Origin of the sequence: Bradyrhizobium sp. Ghvi (assembly GCF_900115265.1) — a bacterium.
Lineage (GTDB): Bacteria > Pseudomonadota > Alphaproteobacteria > Rhizobiales > Xanthobacteraceae > Bradyrhizobium.
In genome coordinates this window covers 16,172-35,089 of record NZ_FOVU01000009.1, presented here as the reverse complement: position 1 = coordinate 35,089, position 18,918 = coordinate 16,172, and the positions used below count along the sequence as shown (strand labels likewise).

Sequence of the window (18,918 nt, the reverse complement as noted above, 5' to 3'; positions counted from 1 at the left end):
TAAGCGGAAAAAACGCCGTTCACGCGAGGCTGGCCCCTCCCAAACGAGGCTTGTTCTTTGCCGGGAACGCAGGCAGAACAAGCCGCAAGCAAGAGCTTTGGGAGCGCCGTTTCGTGGCTGAACAGAAGGCCTCGACCTCGATCGAGGCAGTGGAGAGCGGCCTCGCCGCGCAAGGCTATATCGCGAGCCGGCAGATCGCGACCGCCGTCTATTTGTCGCAACAGATCGAGAAACCGATCCTGGTCGAGGGACCTGCGGGCGTCGGCAAGACCGAGCTGGCCAAGGCGATCGCAGCCTGGCGCGGCAAGAAGATGATCCGCCTGCAATGCTACGAAGGGCTCGACGAAGCCAAGGCGCTCTATGAATGGAAGTACGCCAAGCAGCTTCTCTATACGCAGATCCTCAAGGATAAGCTCGGTGAGGTCCTTGGCGGCGCGCAGACACTGCACGCGGCCCTCGACCAGCTGCATGATTTCGGTGACGTGTTCTTCTCCAAGGAGTTCGTCGAACCGCGTCCGCTGCTGCAGGCGCTGGAGCAGCCAGGCGGCTGTGTGCTGCTGATCGACGAGATCGACAAGTCCGACGCCGAATTCGAGTCGCTGCTGCTGGAAATTCTCTCCGACTTCCAGGTCACGATCCCCGAGCTCGGCACGGTCTCTGCAATCACACCGCCGACGGTGATCCTCACCTCCAACAGCGAGCGCGATCTCGGCGACGCCCTGAAGCGCCGCTGCCTGCATCTGCATATCGGCTTCCCCGAGCAGCGCCTTGAAGAGCGCATCGTCGAGAGCCGCGTGCCCGGCATCTCGCAGACGCTACGGCGGCAGATGGTCGGATTCATCCACGAGATTCGCTCGCTGGACCTGAAGAAGCTACCCTCGGTCAGTGAGACCATCGACTGGGCGCGCGTGCTGGTGCTACTGCAGGCATCCGAACTCGACACGGAAATCGTCAAGGACACTCTCAACGTGCTCCTGAAATATGAGGCCGACATCGAGGCCGCAACGCCTCAGGTCACGACCTTCATTGCCAAGGCAGCACGGTCCAACGTCTTCGGTTGACGCCGATGCGCGAGAACCTTCATCGTTTCTTTCGAGCTGCGCGGGGCGCCGGCGTCCATGTCTCGCCCGCCGAAAGCATCGATGCGATGCGCGCGGTGGCACAGGTCGGCCTCACAGACCGCACCATCTTGCGCGACGCGCTCCTCCTGACGCTCGCCAAGTCGCAGGACGAGAAGCTCGCGCTCGGCGACTGCTTCGATCTGTTCTTCAGCCAGCCCGAGCCGCCGCAGGAACAACCTCAGGCCAGCAAAGATGACGCCTCGCAGGACGCGGATCAGCCTCCCTCTTCTGGCTCGGCCAGCGAAGCGGGCGGAGGCCAGCCGACGGAAGGACTTGGCCCGCTTGCACAGATGCTGCTGTCGCAGGATCGCAACGCAATACAAGCCGCGATTGCCAGCGCCTCCGGTGCAGCTTCACTGTCCGATATCCGCTATTCCACCCAGCGCGGCATCTTCTCCAGCCGCATTCTCGATGCCATGGGTCTCCAGCGCCTGCGCGACGATCTCGACGAACTGACAGCGAACAACCCGGCGCTGGCCGAGCGCCTGCGCGCCGCACTCGACGGCTTGCGCGAAGCGGTGCGCGATACGGTTTCGCAAGGGCTTGCGCTCTATGCCCGCGAGGAGGCCGAAAACCTCCGCAACGAGATTCTACGCAATGCGCCGCTCGCCCGCATCGAACGGCGGCAGGTGGCGGAGATGCGCGCCCTCATCCGGCAGATCGCGCGCCGCCTGCGCGAGCGTTACTCGAAGCCCCGCAAGCGCCAGCGCCGCGGCCATCTTGACGTCCGCCGAACCCTGCGCCGCAACGCCGCCTGGGGCGGGGTGCCTTTCCTCACCGCATGGAAACGCAAGCACCGCGACCGCCCGAAGATCGTGGCGCTGTGCGACGTCTCCGGTTCGGTCGCGCAGGTCTCGGATTTCTTCCTGCTCCTGATTCACTCGCTGCATGAAGTTGTCGACGACGTTCGCTCCTTCGCATTCTCCTCGCATCTTATCGAGGTCAGCGAGATCCTGGAAAAGAAGTCGCCCGAAGAGGCGATGGCCGAGATCATGTCCACGGTCGGATTTGGCTCCTCCGACTATGGCTCTTCGCTGGTCGATTTCGAGAGGGACTTCATGAGCACGCTGACGCCGCAGACCACGGTCATCGTGCTCGGCGATGCCCGCAGCAACAATCTCGACCCGCGCGCCGACATCCTCCGCCGAATCTCCGAACGCTCGAAACGGCTGGTCTGGCTCAATCCCGAAGGACGGCTCGCTTGGGGCTTTGGCGATTCCGAGATGCCGCGCTATGCGACGTTTTGCAGTGTGGTACGGCAATGCGCCACCGCGCAGCAACTCGAGCGCGCGGTCTCCGATATCGTTGCGATTTACCAGTAAGTCTCGGGCCAGCGGCGAACGTCAGCTTCGCACAAGCTCCGCCTGGGCGACATTGCACTCGCGAAAGTGATAGGCAATTTCGTCGAGCGCGCGTTGCTCCCATTCCTGGGCCTGCGCTAGCCAAAAGACCCGGCGTTCAAAATCGCGCGCGGCGCGCTCCCGGCATAGGGATTCCTGACTGCGAATTTCCACCAGCCTGTTCATGCACTCACACTCCTTGTGGTGTGAAGCCATTCCCCGCAAATCAGCGTAGCAGAGCCACGAGCCCGACGTTTCATCCTTTCTGTGCATATTGCGACGCGGAATGAGACAGCAGCGTTTCCCGTGCAGCGCAGTCCTCGCAGCGCAACATCAAATTGAGATCATCAATTAGTGATCAGTGATCCCGGACGATAATCGTATCCGCGCGATCTTAACTATTGTCGCGCAACAGACTGCGGCAATTCGTGAAGAGTGGTTCTAAACAGCCCACCGAATTCCCGACTCATTGTCGTCGCATGGTGTTCATGCGGCGCCGCTAACAGGGGCGCGCGAGCATGACTATCGCTTGAGGCAACATGAACAACGACCTGGACTTCGATCTTTCGCAGGACCAATGGGCAGCGCTGCGTGCGCTTCGTAATCCAGAGTCAGACGGTCGCCTCTCGAAGACTTATCTCCTCGAAGATCTCGTCAAGCTCGGACTCGTCGTGATTCACGAGGGCACGCCCGCAATGACCGCAACCGGCCGCAAGGCGCTGGTGCGCGGCTCTTGCCGGCTCCTCGACCTCGCGGCATGATACCTGGTCTGCGCAGGGCGCAAGGCAACCTTAACTGCACCAAGAGCTGGTGGACCTGACCGCGGGATAGCTCCCAGGGATCAGTCCTTCCATCGGAGAAGCGGCGTTCCGTATGCCCTTCTCCACACCGACAGGAAACGCGGAAACCAGGAATGGGCCACTGCGCCCTGATAAGCCCAGGTGCGATATTTCAGCCCCTGCTCGGAAATCAATTCCTGATAGCCACCATGGACCTCGGTCGCGGTGCGGATGTCCTTCAGGATCGCTTGCGCGCAGGCCCGGTAGGTTTCGCTCCCGGCGAACTCGTCGAAGTCCAGCATGCGATCCGCGAATTCGACATTGAACGTCGGCCACGACGATCGCCCCTGATAGGCCGGTGCCGCAATCCTGTGGATCATCTTGTTTCGCGGATTGTCCGCCGACACCAGGAAGTGGAACGTGCTGGGGATGCGGAAGCGTGGCTCGGCAATGATCAGATCCGCCGTGGCCGCAAACAATGCGCGCTCGCTCGGATCGTTCAGATTCCAGAAGCCGCGGTGCACGCTGACGAAATCCAGCGCGACCTGAGATGAGGGCGCGCCCGCCGGGCCGTCCAGCGAATGCCTGATATAGCCGTCCCTGCCGAACAGGCTGAGCAGGTCCTGCTTGTACTGCGCGAGGTCGCGACCGAGGAGCCGCTTCAGCTCGTGCTCCTCGACGACGCCGAGTTGCACGGCCCACACGAAAGTCGTGTGCACACAGGCATTGGTGACGAAACGCCGTCGTTCGGCGCGGGTGTCGGTTGCCGCGGAGCGTGGCCGGCTGGCATCACAGAGCAAATATCTGGTGCCCCGAGCGTCGAACGGTTCCAGCGCGCTGGCAAGCTTCAGGATTGCGCGCTTCAAATCGCCGCCATATTCGGCCAGCAACAGGCGACCAGCATGCGCACATTGCGACATCGCCAGATGAGACGACGCTCGCTCCTCGGCGGATAGCATCTGCTGGAGACCGGCCAGAATGCCCAGCAGCGTATCCGAGGGCCGCGAGAAATAGTTCACACCGAGATACCGACCACGCCCCGCCGGAACGATGGTCGTCGTGACGACGTCGGCGCGAGCCGCCCCCAGCAGCAGGCGAACGCTTTTCTCCAGAAGGCGCGCCCGTCGCACTGCGTCCTGCGCATCCATGATGGTCTCTGGGTCGAGAACGTCAGGATAGAACCAGGCAAAGTCGCGCGGATAGTAAGCGGACGCGTGCGGCGCACCTGTGACCAGGAACGCCTCGGAAAGCGAAAATGCGCTTTCCATCGCGTACCGATAGAGGTCCTCGATGAGCGCCGAAGAATGTTGCGACTTCCTCAGGAACCGATCACCGAGAAAATTGACCGTCTGAAGCGCGTTGGCGACGAGGGTAGCGGCCACGCCCTGGTAAAACCGATTTCCACGATGTGACGGCAAGGAAATATCGCTGCTCATAGGGGCCGGGGAATTTCGTGCTCCCCGGCAATGGCGGGTCACCGGACGAAACGTGATTGATTCGTGTCTCACCCCAATGACGTCCCCCCGCAGCGACAAGGGCTGCTCAACTCAATTGCATACAATAGGACTATCGCGCCTAATATTTAATCGGAACCGTCTTTGATCAAGATTCGACCACCAGATAAACATTATGTATTTCAGCTGGTTATGTGAAAATGCTCTTCCCCTAACCTCTGGCACAAAGCTTGCGACATCTTGTCCGGGCGTCGTCAGACCGGCGTCGCCGCGAGGTCAAGGCGGTCCATTCCGCCAAGGGGAGCAAGCAATGGATTTAGGCAGGATTTCACGACGTCACTTGTTGCAGGGCGGTGCCGCCCTCACCCTCGGCGCAGCAGTCGGCGCCCGTCCGGCCTTTGCGGCCGAGACGACCATCGGCTTCATCTATGTCGGCTCACGTGATGACTACGGTTACAACCAGGCGCACGCACAAGGCGCGGCGGCGCTGAAGAAAATTCCCGGCCTCAAGGTCGTCGAGGAAGAGAAGGTGCCGGAGACCGACGCGGTCGAGAAGACGATCGAGTCCATGATCAATCTCGACGGCGCGACCCTGCTCTTCCCGACCTCGTTCGGCTACTACAATCCGCACATGGTCAAGATGGCCACAAAGTACCCGAAGATCCACTTCGAGCATTGCGGCGGCCTCTGGACTGACAAGGACCCGAAGAACGCCGGCAGCTATTTTGGCTACATCGACGAAGCGCAATACATCTCGGGCATCGTCGCCGGGTACACCTCCAAGAGCGGCAAGCTCGGCTTCGTTGCGGCCAAGCCGATCCCCCAGGTGCTGCGCAACATCAACGCCTTCGCGCTCGGTGCCAAGCTCGCCAATCCAAAGGCAACGACCCAGGTGATCTTCACCGGTGACTGGTCGATGCCGGTCAAGGAAGCCGAGGCCACCAACAGTCTTATCGACCAAGGTGTGGATGTCCTTACCTGCCATGTCGACGGCCCCAAGACCATGGTCGAGAACGCCGCCCGCCGCGGCGCCTTCGTTTGTGGCTATCACACCAACCAGTCACCGCTCGCGCCGAAGGCGTACCTCACCGGCGCGGAATGGAATTGGGAAGCGCTCTATCCGAAGTTCGTGAAGATGATCGCCGCCGGCGAGAGCATCCCGAACTTCTACCGCGGCGGCCTCAAGGAAGAGATCGTCAAGACCTCTCCTTATGGCGAAGCCGTCTCAGCCGAGGCGCGCAAGCACGCCGACGAGGTCAAGGCAAAATTCTTGTCGGCCGAGGGCTACGCCATCTTCAAGGGCGGATTGGTCGACAACAAGGGCAAGACGGTGATCGCGGCCGGCACCGATCGCGGCCAGAAAGACCCCGAACTCGAGAAGATGGACTACCTCGTCGAAGGCGTGATCGGAGCGACTTCGTGACGACGGAAGCTGCGGATTCCGCCGAAGCGGTCGGGGCAATTGCCCCGGCTGCTGATCCCGGCTTTCTCCAGCGTTATGGCGGAACGATCGAGTACGTCCTGATCCCCGGCGCGGCGCTGGTCGGCGCACTGGGGGTCTTCGGCATCTTCGTCGCAATGTTCGGAAAGAATCCGCTCGATCTTTATTTCTACATGTACTACGGCGCGTTCGGCACCTGGTTCTCTTGGCAGAACACGCTGACGCGTGCTGCGCCCCTCATTCTCACCGCACTCTGCACGGCACTCCCGGCACAGCTCGGCATGGTCATCATCGGCGGAGAAGGCGCGCTGCTGATCGGCGCATTGTCGGCGACCAGCGCGGCGCTCGCGCTTCAGGGCCTGCCGCCGCTGGTGGTCCAGATTGCGATGGTCTGCGCCGGCGTGACTGGCGGCGGCTTGTGGATCATGCTGGCGGGTGCGCTGCGACAGTATCGCGGTGTCAACGAGACGATCTCGAGCCTCTTGCTGGTCTACATCGCACTCGCGGTCCTCAATCATCTGGTGGAAGGTGCGATGCGCGATCCCGCGAGTCTCAACAAGCCGTCCACGCGCGAGATCGGCGCCGCCAACATGATCGGCTCCATCCCCGGCACCGACGTGCATTGGGGGCTCGTCTTCGGCCTGATCGCCGCAATCGCCGCCTACATCCTGATCTATCACACCGTGTTCGGCTTCGCCGCGCGCGTTGCCGGCGGCAACATCCGCGCTGCCAAGATCGTCGGCCTCGGTGTCAGCAAACTCATCTTGACCATTTGCTTCCTCGCCGGCGGCGCCGCGGGCCTTGCCGGTATGGTCGAGGTCGCCGCCGTGCAGGGCCGCACCAACGCCAATCTCGCAGCCGGCTATGGCTTCACCGGCATCCTTGTCGCCTTCCTCGCCCGGCAAAATCCGCTTGCGATCATTCCCGTCGCGATCCTGCTCGGCGGCATCAGCGCCAGCGGCGGCCTGTTGCAGCGCCGCCTGGGCCTCCCCGATGCATCCGTGCTGGTGCTCCAAGGCATCATTTTCGTCTTCGTTCTGGCCAGCGATGCACTCTACGGCCGCATCGGTTTCCTGAAAGGCAAGTCCTGATGGCAGACGGATCGATCGGACTCTGGACCGTTCCGCTCGCCGTGCTCGGCGGCGCCATTCGCGTATCCACGCCCTTCCTGTTCGTGAGCCTGGGGGAATGCATCACCGAGCGTTCGGGCCGCATCAATCTCGGCCTCGAAGGCACGCTGGTGATGGGCGCGATGAGCGCCTATGGCAGCTCCTATCTCACTGGATCGCCCTGGCTTGGTGTGCTCGCCGCGGGCATCACCGGCGCTTTGCTTGGCGCCTTGCACGCCGGCATCTGCTCGCTGCCACGCGTCAACGACGTTGCGGTTGGTATCGCCTTGATGCTGTTCGGCACCGGCCTCGCCTTCTATCTTGGCAAGCCGCTGATCGAGCCGACCGCGGCGCGGCTGCCCGCAATCGACTTCGGCTGGTGGAGCGACATTCCGCAGGTACGCGCGGCGCTGCGGGTCAACGTGCTGTTCCTGATCGGCGTCGCGCTCGCGCCGATCCTCTATTGGGCCTTCCGCACCACGCGTTGGGGCCTTCTCATCCGCACCGCTGGCGAAAGCTCCGACGCTACACGCGCCATGGGCCACTCCGTGCTCCTAATCCGCCTGCGCGCCACAATGGTCGGCGGCTTCCTTGCCGGCATCGGCGGCTCCTTCCTGTCGCTGTTCTATCCCGGAAGCTGGAACGAGGGTCTCTCGTCCGGCCAAGGCATCACGGCAGTCGCGCTGGTGATCTTCGCGCGCTGGGATCCCCTGCTCTGCCTGTGGGCCTCGCTCGCCTTCGGTGGTGCCGCGGCACTGGGACCCGCACTGCAATCGGTCGGCGTTACATCAGGCTATCACCTCTTCAACGCCGCGCCCTACATCCTGACACTGGCGATCATGATCATGACCTGCTCGCCGAAACGCACGCTGACCGGAGCTCCGGCCGAATTGTCGATCACCCGCTAGAGAGCGAAATCATGCCTGAGCGCTACATCAAGTCCGATCCTTACGCCTGGCCCTACAACGGCGATCTGCGCCCGCAAAACACCGCGCTCATCATCATCGACATGCAGACCGATTTTTGCGGCGTCGGCGGCTATGTCGACAAGATGGGCTACGACCTGTCGCTAACGCGGGCGCCGATCGAGCCGATCAAAAGACTGCTCGCGGCGATGCGCAAGCAGGGCTTTCACATCATCCATACGCGCGAAGGCCATCGCCCCGATCTCTCCGATCTTCCCGCCAACAAGCGCTGGCGCTCGCGGCAGATCGGTGCCGGCATCGGCGATCCCGGCCCGTGCGGCCGCATTCTGGTGCGCGGTGAGCCTGGCTGGGACATCATCGAGGAGCTTGCACCCTTGCCGGGCGAGCCTGTTATCGACAAGCCCGGCAAGGGCTCGTTCTGCGCCACCGATCTGGAATTGATCCTGCGCGTGCGCGGCATCGAGAACATCGTGCTCACAGGCATCACCACCGATGTCTGTGTCCACACCACCATGCGCGAGGCCAACGACCGCGGCTTCGAATGCGTGCTGCTGCAGGACTGCTGCGGCGCGACGGACAAGAGCAATCACGAGCACGCGCTGAAGATGATCAAGATGCAGGGCGGCGTGTTCGGCGCGGTTTCAACCTCAGACGCGTTCATCGGAGCGATTTCGTGATTATCGGCGAAACGCCCCCGCCGTCAGGCGTCTTCGGGGTCGACGCCATTGCCATGACCATGCGCTTCGGCGACTTCCTGGCGCTGGACAATGTCGAGCTGAAGGTGCGACCGGGCTCGTTCCATGCGCTGCTTGGCGAGAACGGCGCCGGCAAGTCGACGCTCGTCAAATGCATCATGGGCTATTACCACGCGACCGAGGGCAACATCCTCATCGGGGGCCGGGAACAGGCGATCGCCAATCCGAAGGACGCCCATGCGCTCGGCCTCGGCATGGTCTACCAGCACTTTACGCTGGTGCCGGCCATGACGATTGCAGAAAACCTGGTGCTGGCGCGCGACGACGTGCCGGCCGTGGTGAACTGGCCGAAGGAGATGAAGCAGCTCGAGGCATTCCTGGCACGAATGCCCTTCAAGGTGCCGCTCTCCGCAAAGGTCTCGGACATCTCCGCCGGTGAACGGCAGAAATGCGAGATCCTCAAGCAGCTCTATCTGAAGCGCCGCTTCCTGATTCTGGACGAGCCGACCTCGGTGCTGACACCGGCGGAAGCCGACGAAGTGCTTGGCATGCTCCGCGACATGGTCGTCAGGGGCGAACTCACGATCCTGATGATCACGCACAAATTCCGCGAGGTCATGGCCTTCGCCGACGAGGTCACCATCCTGCGCCGTGGCAAACTCGCCGGTGGTGGCAAGGTCGCCGAGCTGACACCGGACGCCATGGCGCGCACCATGATCGGTGCCGAGGAACTGACGGTCCAGCCGCTGCGTAGCGGGGAAGCCGGCCAGGCCCGACTTGAACTGGCAAAGGTCCGCGCGCTCGACGATGCCGGCACTGTCGCGGTGCATGATATCTCGCTCACCGTGCGCGCCGGCGAGATCGTCGGCATCGCCGGCGTCTCCGGCAATGGCCAGCGCCAGCTGGTCGAGGTCCTGGCCGGCCAGCGCGAGGCCGAAGGCGGCGAAATCCGCGTCGCCGGCGATCCCTATCACGCCAGGCGGGAGGAGATGCGGCGTCACAAGATGTCGCTGCTGCCCGAGGAGCCGCTCAAGAATGCCTGCGTCGGCGGCATGAGCGTCGCCGACAACATCGCGTTCCGCGAGTTCGACCGAGCCCCCTTCGCCAGCGGCGGTTGGTGGCTCAACCGCGGCGCCTTCCGCGACGACGCCACGAAGAAGATCCGCCAGTACAGGATCAAGACCCGCACGCCGGAGACGCCGATCTCGGCGCTGTCGGGCGGCAATGTCCAGCGCGCCGTGCTCGCCCGCGAGCTTGCGGGCGATGTCGAGGTGCTGATCGCGGCCAATCCCTGCTTCGGCCTCGACTTCGCGGCCGTGGCGCAGATCCACGCCGAGATCATGGCCGCGCGCAACCGCGGCGCCGCGGTGCTGCTGGTCAGCGAGGATCTCGACGAATTGCTCGAATTGTCGGACAGGCTGGTGGTGATGTTCCACGGCGAACTCGTGTATGAAGCACGAACCAGCGAGGCCGATCTTACCGTGGTCGGCCGGCACATGGCGGGGCACTGACCAGGGAGCGGAAATGAGCGGCGCAGCTGAGCGCGACGAACAGTTCTTGCGCTTGTCCTTTGCGGTCGCCCGCCGTTCTCTCGGGCATGGCAACCATCCCTTCGGTTGCGTCGTCGTCGATGCCGACGGCAAAGTGCTGATCGAGGCCGAGAATGGCTACATGCCTGATCATGACGGCACCGCGCATGCCGAGCGCCTGGCAGCCACGCGGGCCTGCCGCACGCTCAGCCGGGAAGCGCTCGCGCGGTCGACGCTCTACTCCTCCGCCGAACCCTGCGCAATGTGTTCGGGCGCGATCTACTGGGCCGGCATCGGTCGCGTGGTCTACGGCCTCAGCGAGGCGCGCCTGCGCGGGATCACCGGCAACCATCCGGAGAATCCGACGCTCGACCTGCCCTGCCGAGACGTCTTTGCGAGAGGCCAACGGCCAACCGAGATTGTGGGCCCTTTGCTCGAAGACGAGGCCGGGGCACTGCACGACGGCGTGTGGACGAAAAAATAGGCGCAGCGGTTATCTGTCGCAAACACGAATGGCGGCGCGCATTTCTGCACGACGCCATCCGAATCTTCGAGACGGTCAGCCGATTAGAACTTCACGGTCACACCACCATAGACAGACGACTCGGTGCAGCTGTTGGTGCTCTGGCCAGTCGCGGCGACTGTGCAAACGCCGGGCATGGCGTTGTGATCGAGGCCGAACTTGTTCTGCCAGTAGCGGTAGGCGACCCAGAGATCGACGAAGTGCGAGTACTTGTCACCCCACACAGCCTTCGAGGCATCGAGGGTCAGGCGGATCGGTTCGCTGTTGAACTCGGTCTTCGATGCGGTCGAGAACCGCCCGACGCCTGAGAGTGCAGATAGGCCGTTCGAGTCGCCCTTCGGGCCGTACCAGCCGGCGCGGCCGCTGATCGACCAGAACTGCATGTTCGGCGGCAGGAAGCCGAGATCCATGTAGTAATTGATTTCGACGGCCCAGGTCGGACGATAGCTGACGTTTCCGTCCGAGTTACAGGTCACACCGGCAACGCCTGCACCAAACAGGCCGCACTGCGTGAACGCATTGTGATTCAGGAATTCCCAGTACACCAACGGCGCAACATCGATATAGCCCTTGTAGGGCAGGTCGAAGGCGAACTGCAGACCACCGACCACGTCGCGCTTGGCGGGCGCGAGGAAGTTGTTCTCGGTGTTGGCGTCCATACCGACTTCGAACGAGATGTTGTGCAGCGGGCCGGCGGTGAAGGCCTTGGTGTTGAACAGCTCGTTCCACCCGAAGGTCGAGCGGAACAGGCCGTAGATCTCGGTCGCGCCCGCGCAATCACCGGCGCCGCCAGTGATTGTCACGCCCGGCGCTGTGCAGGGCGACGCAGGGTCGTTATGACCCGACTTGAACATCGAGATCGTGAAGAAGTTGGTGCCGTAGGCCCAGAGATCGAAGTGGGTGAACGAGTAGACCTGCTTGGCGGTGGTGCCGTTGATGCTGCCATCCGGACGCCTGCTCCACATGCCGGGGTCAGTGCCCTTCGGCATCCAGGAGAACGACACGCGATCGTCGATCACGAGGAAGAACGGAAGGTCAGGCGCCTTCTTCGCCGCCTTGACCGGCAGATCCGCAGCCTTCGCCAGACCACCGGTGGCTAGCGTAGCAAGTGACAGCACCGTTGCTGCAACTGCCTTGAAACGAAACGACATCCTGAATACCCCCAAGTTTGGACGCGTAGAAATGAACGTCCCTGGAGGCGACACTTGCGCCGAAGTCCCGAGGTGAGAAGCCTCAACTTTTTTCAAGGCATGCCGCGTGTTTCGGCAGCCGCGGCATGACGCAATATGATTTGAGGGGGTTTGTGCGGCGACATTTCCCGAAGCTCGGCGACGCCCCGGACGCCGTTGCCAAACATTCCCGTTTGATTATGCTGGCCTTTTGAGTTGAGGCAACGACCCGACCACAGCAGTCGAAGACGATCGCCATCGTCACAGCCCAATGCATACGAGCCGCGGCGCGGCTTTGCTCAACTTCGCGTCAAGCCTGCATAGCCGGTTCCGATTTGGCTTGAACCGTTACAAATTTGCAACAATCTCCGACCTCACGACGCGATGGCAATGGTCCTGGGACCGAACAGGAGGGCCGCAAAGCAAACTGGGCTCGTGACACCGGCGCCCTGCCGAAGCGTTGAGCAAGGGATGACGCATTTTCACACCTTACGCGCCGGTTCAAACTAGCCCAGTATTGAGGCACTTCATCCCAAGCAGGCGCATTAGCGAATGTTAGATCCAACGCCCAACGGCCTGCATTCCGGCGAATCCCCGTTGCTCAGGACGGTCGGGCTCACCAAACGCTATGGGGACTTCCTCGCCAACGATTCCATCGATATCGACATCTGGCCGAACGAGATCCACGCACTGCTCGGCGAGAACGGCGCCGGCAAGTCGACGTTGGTGAAGGCGATCTATGGCCTGATCCAGCCCAGCGCCGGTGAGATCCACTGGCAGGGCGAACGAATCGTGCTGTCCGGCCCTGCCGAGGCACGCAGCCGTGGCATCGGCATGGTGTTCCAGCACTTCTCGCTGTTCGATAATCTCACGGTCGCCGAGAATGTCGCGCTCGGCCTCGACGGCAAGGAATCCTTCAAGGACATGTCGGCGCGGCTGGAGCTGGTCTCGAAGACCTATGGCTTGCCGCTCGATCCCAGGCGCGAGGTCTGGCAACTGTCGGTCGGCGAGCGCCAGCGCATCGAGATCGTCCGTGCGCTGATGCAGGACCCGAAATTCCTGATCCTGGACGAGCCGACCGCGGTGCTGACGCCGCAGGAGGCCGACCAGCTTTTCGTGGTGCTGGAGCGACTCAAGGCCGAAGGCCGTGCCATCCTCTATATCAGCCACAAGCTCGAGGAGGTGAAGCGGCTCTGCGATACCGCCACGATCCTGCGCGGCGGCCAGAAGGTCCAGACCTGCAATCCCCGGCTCGAGACCGCCGCCTCGCTCGCGCGCATGATGGTCGGCGGCGAGATCAGGGAAGTGAAGTCGGCCGCCGGCCGGCACACCACGATCCCGCGGCTGGTCGTCAACGATCTCACGCTCGCACCGGACGAGGCGCACGGTGTACGGCTCGAGCACATCTCGTTCGAGCTCAAGGGCGGCGAGATCCTCGGCATCGCCGGCGTCGCCGGCAACGGCCAGGATGAGCTGTTCGCGGCATTGTCGGGCGAGAGGCTGTCGAAGGATCCCGGCACGGTCGTCATCGAAGGCATCGCCGCCGGTCACCTCTCGATCACCAAGCGGCGCAAGCTAGGCGCCGCCTTCGTGCCCGAAGAGCGGCTCGGCCATGGTACCGCGCCGCGCATGAAGCTGTCGGAGAACGCATTGCTGACGGGACACGCCGCCAGCGGCATGGTCAATCACGGCTTCATCGACACGGCGGCCACGCTGAAGACCGTGGACAAGGCGACCGAGACTTTTGACGTGCGCAAGGCCAAACGCGATCCGGAGGCAGCATCCCTCTCGGGCGGCAATCTGCAGAAATTTATCGTCGGCCGCGAGATCCTGCGCAACCCTGCGGTGCTGGTGGTAAGCCAGCCGACCTGGGGCGTCGATGCCGGTGCTGCCGCCGTTATCCGCCAGGCCTTGCTTGACCTTGCCGCCTCCGGCGCCGCCGTGCTGGTGACCAGCCAGGATCTCGACGAACTCGCCGAGATCGCCGACCGCATCGCCGTGATGTTCCACGGCCGACTGTCGGCGCCACTTACCGCCAGCGAGGCCACGCGCGAAAAGCTCGGTCTTCTCATGGGCGGCAGCAGCCTTGAGCCGAAGGAGGCCGCGCATGCAGTTGGTGCTTGAGAAGCGCACGGAGCGCTCCAACACGATCGCGCTGGTCTCGCCGCTGATCGCGATCGGGCTGACGATTGCGACCATGACCATCCTGTTCGCGATCCTCGGCAAGAATCCACTGCTCGCGCTGCATGCCTATTTCATCGCGCCCCTGACCGACGGCTACTCGCTCCAGGAAATCGCGGTGAAGGCGACACCCTTGGTGATGATCGCGATCGGGCTGGCGCTCTGCTATCTCGCCAACGCCTGGAACATCGGCGCCGAAGGGCAATTCCTGTTCGGCGCCGTCGCCGGAAGTTGGATCGCGGTGAAGACGCAAGGCACCGACGCCGGCGCCTGGGTGCTGCCGGCGATGCTTGTGCTCGCAGCCGCTGCTGGCGCGCTCTATGCGCTGATCCCGGCGATCTGCAAGGTGAAGTTCGGCGCCAGTGAAATCCTGATTAGCCTGATGCTGGTTTATGTCGCCGACCTCCTGCTGGATTATCTCGTCCGCGGCCCCTGGCGCGATCCGAACGGCTTCAATTTCCCGACGACGGCCGAATTCGATTCCGTCGCAACGGTGCCGCTGCTGATCGAAGGCGGCCGACTGCATCTCGGCTCGATCATCGCCCTACTCGCCGTCGCGGCCGCAGCAATCCTGCTCGGGCGCACCATCAAGGGGTTCGAGATCCGCGTGGTCGGCGCCGCGCCGCGGGCTGCGCGGTTCGGCGGCTTCAACGCCAACCAACTGATCATCCTGACCTTCGCGGTATCGGGCGCGCTGGCCGGCCTTGCGGGCATCATCGAAGTGGCCGGCCCCGTGGGACATCTCCAGCCCGGCATCTCGCCCGGCTACGGTTTCACCGCGATCATCGTCGCCTTCCTCGGCCGGTTGAATCCGATTGGAATACTAATTGCAGGTCTTTTCCTCGCATTGACCTTTATCGGCGGCGAGCAGGCGCAGATCGCAATGAAGATTCCGCTGGACGTCACCAAGGTCTTTCAGGGCATGCTGCTGTTCTTCGTACTCGCCTGCGATTCTCTCATCCTCTACCGCTTCAAGCTGGTCTTCCCCAACCGTCAGGTGGCCCGTGGAGCTGGTTGAAGCCATCGTCCTCTCGGTGCTCGCCGCTTCGACGCCGCTCCTGATCGCGGCGACGGGGGAACTCGTCACCGAACGGTCCGGCGTCCTCAATCTCGGCGTCGAGGGCATGATGATCGTCGGCGCGGCTTGCGGCTTTGGCGGCGCGTGGCTCACCGGATCAATCTTCATCGGTGCGCTGTTCGGCATCGTCGCGGGAACGCTGATGTCGCTGATCTTCGCGTTGATGGCACTTGGCCTCGCCGTCAACCAGGTTGCGACAGGGCTGGCGTTGACCATTCTCGGCGTCGGCCTGTCCGGTCTGATCGGTGCCGGCTTTGTCGGCGAGCGGCTCACGCCGGCCGCGCAGCTTTACATTCCCGGCCTCACTGACATTCCGCTGATCGGCCGCGTGCTGTTCGGCGAAGATGCTTTCGTCTATTTCTCCATTGCACTCATCATCGGCGTCTGGTGGTTCCTTTACCGCACGCGCGCAGGACTGATCCTGCGTGCCTGCGGCGACAATCACGTCTCCGCGCACGCGCTCGGCTATCCCGTGCTGCGCATCCGCACCTTCGCCGTGATGTTCGGCGGCGCCTGCGCCGGCCTTGCCGGCGCTTATTTGCCGCTCGCCTACACACCGTTCTTCATTCCCGGCATGACCGCCGGTCGCGGCTGGATCGCGCTGGCGCTGGTCGTGTTCGCGTCCTGGCGGCCGGGCCGGCTCGTCGTGGGCGCTTACCTGTTCGGCGCAGTCACGATCCTGCAACTGCATGCGCAAGGCTGGGGCGTCGGCATTCCCTCGCAGTTCATGTCGGCATTGCCCTATCTCGCGACTGTTATCGTGCTGGTTCTGCTGTCCCGCGCGCGCACCGGCGGCTCGACCGCGCCGGCCGCGCTCGGCACTGTCTTCGTGCCTGATCGCTAGAGTTTTGATTTCCGCGGCGTGCGCGATGGGGCGCGCATGTTGCGGGTTGTGGCTTTCCCCTGATGTTTGGAGATTGATGATGAGGAAATCACTTGTTGCGCTCGCTGCCGGCCTTCTGCTTGCCGGGAGCGTCAGTGCAGCCTCCGCCGCCGACAAGCTCAAGGTCGGCTTCATTTACCTCGGCCCGATCGGTGATCTCGGCTGGACCTACCAGCACGAGCTTGCCCGGCAGGCGCTGGTGAAGGAGCTCGGCGACAAGATCGAGACCACGTATCTCGAAAACGTCCCCGAAGGCCCCGACGCCGAGCGCGCCATAGAGCAGCTCGTCCGCGCCGGCAACAAGCTGATCTTCACGACGTCATTCGGCTACATGGATCCGACGCTGAAGGTTGCGAAGAAATATCCGAACGTGCATTTCGAGCACGCCACCGGCTACAAGCGCAACGCGAACATGTCGACCTATTCGTCCAAGTGGTACCAGGGCCGCTACATTCAAGGCCTGATCGCCGCCAAGATGTCCAAGTCCGGCGTGCTCGGCTATATCGGCTCGTTCCCGATTCCGGAGGTCGTCTCCGGCATCAACGCCACGATGATCGCGGCGCAGACCATCAATCCGAACATCAAGGTCAAGATCATCTGGGCCAACACCTGGTTCGACCCGGGCAAGGAAGCCGATGCCGCCAAGGCGCTGATCGACCAGGGCGCCGACGTCATCATGCAGCACACGGATAGCCCGGCGGCGATGCAGATCGCCAGCGAACGCGGCAAGCTCGCCTTCGGCCAGGACTCCGAGATGATCAAGTTCGGGCCCAAGACCCAGCTGACGTCGATCCTCGATACCTGGGCCCCCTACTACATCGAACGCGTCAAGGCCGAGCTCGACGGCACCTGGAAGTCTGAGGACACCTGGGGCGGGCTCGACAGCCACATGTTCGCGATGGCGCCGTACACCAACATGCCCGACGACGTGAAGAAGATCGCCGAGGATGCCCAGGCCGCGATCACCGCAGGCAAGCTGCACCCATTCAAATGCCCTGTCATTGGGCAGGACGGCAAGGAGATCGAGTGCAAAGGCGGCGCCAATCTCGCAGACGGCCAGATCCTCGGCATGAATTTCTATGTCAAGGGCATCGACGACAAGCTGCCGGGCAAGTAGCACGCTTCTTGCATTCCCTAAATCACCTGCTCCTCCCGGAGGAGGTTTGGAGGGGGTGGCCAGAAGCACCCGGCACTTGTGGTCGCCCCCTCCTTCTCATTTGCTATCCCGCCTGCATCACCCGCGCCGCGGCGCTGTGCCGACGGATCAGCTCCGGAACGTCCAGCTCCGGGATCGTGCCGTCGACCACAGCCCAGTTTCCCGCCACCATCACCCGATCGGCCCGATGTGCCCCGCACAACACCAGGGCGGCCAGGGCATCGCCATGCCCGGAGAAGCGCAACTCGTCGAGCTTGAACAGCGCGAGGTCGGCGGCTTTGCCGACCGCGATCTCGCCGAGCTCCGGCCGGCCGACGCAGGCCGCTGAACCCTTGGTGGCCCAGCGCAGCGCATCCTTGTGGCTGACCTTGGATACCCCATAGCGCGCTCGCTGCAGCAGGAACGCGGCCCGCACCTCCTGCATCAGGTTCGAGCCGTCGTTGGAGGCCGAGCCATCGACGCCAATACCGATACCGACGCCGGCCTCCTCCATCTCGCAGACCGGACAGCAGCCGGAGGCCAGCAGCTGGTTGCTGCACGCGCAATGGCTGATGGTCGTTTTGGCCTTGCCGAGCCGCTTCATCTCGTCGGCGTTGAAGAAGATGCCATGAGCGAGCCAGGTCCGCGCATTGAGCCAGCCGCACTGCTCGAGATAATCGAGCGGGCGGCAGCCATACATCTGCTCGCAGAATTTGTTCTCGTCCTCAGTCTCGGCGAGATGGGTGTGCAGGCGCACGTCGAGCTTGTCAGCGAGATCAGCGGTGGCACGCATCAGCGACGTCGTCACCGAGAACGGAGAGCAAGGCGCAAGCGCAATCTGCACCATCGCATCCGCCCCGCGCTGGTGATGCTTTGCCACCACGCGCGCGCTATCGGCGAGGATGGTGTCCTCGTCTTGCACGACGCTGTCAGGCGGCAGGCCACCATCGCGCTGCGACAGGTTCATCGAGCCGCGCGTCAGTAGCACGCGCGCGCCGAGGCGCTTTGCAACCCGCACCTCGATATCAACGGACTCTTCGAGACCCGCCGGGAACACATAGTGATGATCCGTCGTCGTGGTGCAGCCCGAGAGCAGCAGTTCCGACATCGCCACGGTCACGCCAAGTTCGAGCGCTTCAGGAGTCAGCTTCGCCCAGATCGGATAGAGCGCCTGGAGCCAGGGAAACAGCTCGCGGTCCATCGCCGCCGGAAGCGCCCGCGTCAGCGTCTGGTAGAAGTGATGATGGGTGTTGATGAGGCCCGGCAGCACGACGTGCGCGCTCGCATCGAACACCGCAACGTCGGTGGTCACAGGCGTTCCGCCTGCGGCTACGAGTTCGATGATGCGACCATCCTTCACGACGATCCCGCGCCCCGCACCGTCAGCCAGTATGGCGAGAGGATCCTTGATCCAGATCGGCTTTACGTCGCTCATGCGCCTGCTTCTCCCCACATTCGCTGACGGCAGGCTTGCAAGGCAAGGACCAGCCCGAGAGCGTAATTATCGCGACTTGTTGTTGCCACTTGGCGCTGGTCTTGCAAGACTTTACCTCGA

At 63.1% G+C, this 18,918-nt stretch carries 17 protein-coding genes; 13 read left to right on the top strand and 4 right to left on the bottom strand.

Features of this window, described 5'->3' with window-relative positions:
* The first annotated feature begins 113 nt into the window (after window positions 1-113).
* Together BM374_RS28235 and BM374_RS28230 are read left to right on the top strand one after the other, a co-directional pair.
* A complete protein-coding gene (locus tag BM374_RS28235; RefSeq protein WP_177248581.1) occupies window positions 114-1,061 on the top strand; it encodes an AAA family ATPase in 948 nt (315 codons plus the stop codon).
* Window positions 1,062-1,066: 5 nt separating this feature from the next.
* Window positions 1,067-2,443 carry a vWA domain-containing protein gene (locus BM374_RS28230; RefSeq protein ID WP_092300529.1) on the top strand — a complete coding sequence of 459 codons (1,377 nt, stop codon included), beginning with the start codon at window positions 1,067-1,069 and terminating at the stop codon, window positions 2,441-2,443.
* Between the two features lie 21 nt (window positions 2,444-2,464).
* Here the strand turns inward: BM374_RS28230 and BM374_RS28225 are convergent, their stop codons facing one another.
* Entirely contained in the window at window positions 2,465-2,647 is a 183-nt protein-coding gene (locus tag BM374_RS28225; RefSeq protein WP_092300527.1) for a hypothetical protein, read from the bottom strand.
* Between the two features lie 353 nt (window positions 2,648-3,000).
* On the opposite strand from BM374_RS28225, the gene BM374_RS28220 reads away from it, so the two are divergent.
* Complete coding sequence (locus tag BM374_RS28220) at window positions 3,001-3,222, top strand: hypothetical protein (RefSeq protein WP_092300032.1); 222 nt, start codon at window positions 3,001-3,003, stop codon at window positions 3,220-3,222.
* An 80-nt stretch (window positions 3,223-3,302) separates the two neighbouring features.
* Here the strand turns inward: BM374_RS28220 and BM374_RS28215 are convergent, their stop codons facing one another.
* A complete protein-coding gene (locus BM374_RS28215) occupies window positions 3,303-4,676 on the bottom strand; it encodes a hypothetical protein (RefSeq protein ID WP_092300029.1) in 1,374 nt (457 codons plus the stop codon).
* Window positions 4,677-5,004: 328 nt separating this feature from the next.
* On the opposite strand from BM374_RS28215, the gene BM374_RS28210 reads away from it, so the two are divergent.
* The 6 genes from BM374_RS28210 to BM374_RS28185 are packed head-to-tail and all read left to right on the top strand — an operon-like array spanning window position 5,005 to window position 10,878.
* A complete protein-coding gene (locus BM374_RS28210) occupies window positions 5,005-6,117 on the top strand; it encodes a BMP family ABC transporter substrate-binding protein (RefSeq protein ID WP_092300026.1) in 1,113 nt (370 codons plus the stop codon).
* Complete coding sequence (locus BM374_RS28205) at window positions 6,114-7,226, top strand: ABC transporter permease (protein ID WP_092300023.1); 1,113 nt, start codon at window positions 6,114-6,116, stop codon at window positions 7,224-7,226. Before BM374_RS28210 ends, BM374_RS28205 begins: the two co-directional genes overlap by 4 nt.
* A complete protein-coding gene (locus tag BM374_RS28200) occupies window positions 7,226-8,152 on the top strand; it encodes an ABC transporter permease (RefSeq protein ID WP_092300020.1) in 927 nt (308 codons plus the stop codon). The genes BM374_RS28205 and BM374_RS28200 overlap by 1 nt, the downstream gene beginning before the upstream one ends.
* An 11-nt stretch (window positions 8,153-8,163) precedes the next feature.
* Complete coding sequence (gene biuH, locus BM374_RS28195) at window positions 8,164-8,847, top strand: biuret amidohydrolase (RefSeq protein ID WP_092300017.1); 684 nt, start codon at window positions 8,164-8,166, stop codon at window positions 8,845-8,847.
* Window positions 8,844-10,376, top strand: a complete 1,533-nt coding sequence (locus tag BM374_RS28190) for an ABC transporter ATP-binding protein (RefSeq protein WP_092300013.1) — start codon at window positions 8,844-8,846, stop codon at window positions 10,374-10,376. Before biuH ends, BM374_RS28190 begins: the two co-directional genes overlap by 4 nt.
* A gap of 13 nt (window positions 10,377-10,389) precedes the next feature.
* A complete protein-coding gene (locus BM374_RS28185) occupies window positions 10,390-10,878 on the top strand; it encodes a nucleoside deaminase (protein ID WP_092300011.1) in 489 nt (162 codons plus the stop codon).
* Window positions 10,879-10,961: 83 nt separating this feature from the next.
* Here the strand turns inward: BM374_RS28185 and BM374_RS28180 are convergent, their stop codons facing one another.
* Complete coding sequence (locus BM374_RS28180; RefSeq protein ID WP_092300009.1) at window positions 10,962-12,068, bottom strand: hypothetical protein; 1,107 nt, start codon at window positions 12,066-12,068, stop codon at window positions 10,962-10,964.
* Window positions 12,069-12,638: 570 nt separating this feature from the next.
* On the opposite strand from BM374_RS28180, the gene BM374_RS28175 reads away from it, so the two are divergent.
* The 4 genes from BM374_RS28175 (at window position 12,639) to BM374_RS28160 (ending at window position 17,345) form a co-directional block, all read left to right on the top strand.
* Window positions 12,639-14,210 (top strand): ABC transporter ATP-binding protein, encoded by a 1,572-nt coding sequence (locus BM374_RS28175; protein WP_092300006.1) that lies wholly within the window; start codon window positions 12,639-12,641, stop codon window positions 14,208-14,210.
* Window positions 14,194-15,285, top strand: coding sequence for an ABC transporter permease (locus tag BM374_RS28170; RefSeq protein ID WP_092300004.1), 1,092 nt, complete (start codon window positions 14,194-14,196; stop codon window positions 15,283-15,285). Before BM374_RS28175 ends, BM374_RS28170 begins: the two co-directional genes overlap by 17 nt.
* Window positions 15,272-16,189, top strand: a complete 918-nt coding sequence (locus BM374_RS28165; RefSeq protein WP_092300001.1) for an ABC transporter permease — start codon at window positions 15,272-15,274, stop codon at window positions 16,187-16,189. The genes BM374_RS28170 and BM374_RS28165 overlap by 14 nt, the downstream gene beginning before the upstream one ends.
* Before the next feature lie 79 nt (window positions 16,190-16,268).
* A complete protein-coding gene (locus BM374_RS28160) occupies window positions 16,269-17,345 on the top strand; it encodes a BMP family ABC transporter substrate-binding protein (protein ID WP_177248580.1) in 1,077 nt (358 codons plus the stop codon).
* 103 nt (window positions 17,346-17,448) lie between these two features.
* On the opposite strand, the gene BM374_RS28155 is transcribed toward BM374_RS28160, so the two are convergent.
* Window positions 17,449-18,798, bottom strand: coding sequence for an 8-oxoguanine deaminase (locus BM374_RS28155; protein WP_177248579.1), 1,350 nt, complete (start codon window positions 18,796-18,798; stop codon window positions 17,449-17,451).
* Window positions 18,799-18,918 lie beyond the last annotated feature (120 nt).

Coding starts and splice junctions, on each gene's coding strand:
- BM374_RS28210 (WP_092300026.1), top strand. CDS start 5,005: ATGGATTTAGGCAGGATTTCACGACGTCACTTGTTGCAGGGCGGTGCC.
- BM374_RS28180 (WP_092300009.1), bottom strand. CDS start 12,068: ATGTCGTTTCGTTTCAAGGCAGTTGCAGCAACGGTGCTGTCACTTGCT.
- biuH (WP_092300017.1), top strand. CDS start 8,164: ATGCCTGAGCGCTACATCAAGTCCGATCCTTACGCCTGGCCCTACAAC.
- BM374_RS28225 (WP_092300527.1), bottom strand. CDS start 2,647: ATGAACAGGCTGGTGGAAATTCGCAGTCAGGAATCCCTATGCCGGGAG.
- BM374_RS28230 (WP_092300529.1), top strand. CDS start 1,067: ATGCGCGAGAACCTTCATCGTTTCTTTCGAGCTGCGCGGGGCGCCGGC.
- BM374_RS28170 (WP_092300004.1), top strand. CDS start 14,194: ATGCAGTTGGTGCTTGAGAAGCGCACGGAGCGCTCCAACACGATCGCG.
- BM374_RS28155 (WP_177248579.1), bottom strand. CDS start 18,798: ATGAGCGACGTAAAGCCGATCTGGATCAAGGATCCTCTCGCCATACTG.
- BM374_RS28185 (WP_092300011.1), top strand. CDS start 10,390: ATGAGCGGCGCAGCTGAGCGCGACGAACAGTTCTTGCGCTTGTCCTTT.
- BM374_RS28215 (WP_092300029.1), bottom strand. CDS start 4,676: ATGAGCAGCGATATTTCCTTGCCGTCACATCGTGGAAATCGGTTTTAC.
- BM374_RS28220 (WP_092300032.1), top strand. CDS start 3,001: ATGAACAACGACCTGGACTTCGATCTTTCGCAGGACCAATGGGCAGCG.
- BM374_RS28175 (WP_092300006.1), top strand. CDS start 12,639: ATGTTAGATCCAACGCCCAACGGCCTGCATTCCGGCGAATCCCCGTTG.
- BM374_RS28200 (WP_092300020.1), top strand. CDS start 7,226: ATGGCAGACGGATCGATCGGACTCTGGACCGTTCCGCTCGCCGTGCTC.
- BM374_RS28160 (WP_177248580.1), top strand. CDS start 16,269: ATGAGGAAATCACTTGTTGCGCTCGCTGCCGGCCTTCTGCTTGCCGGG.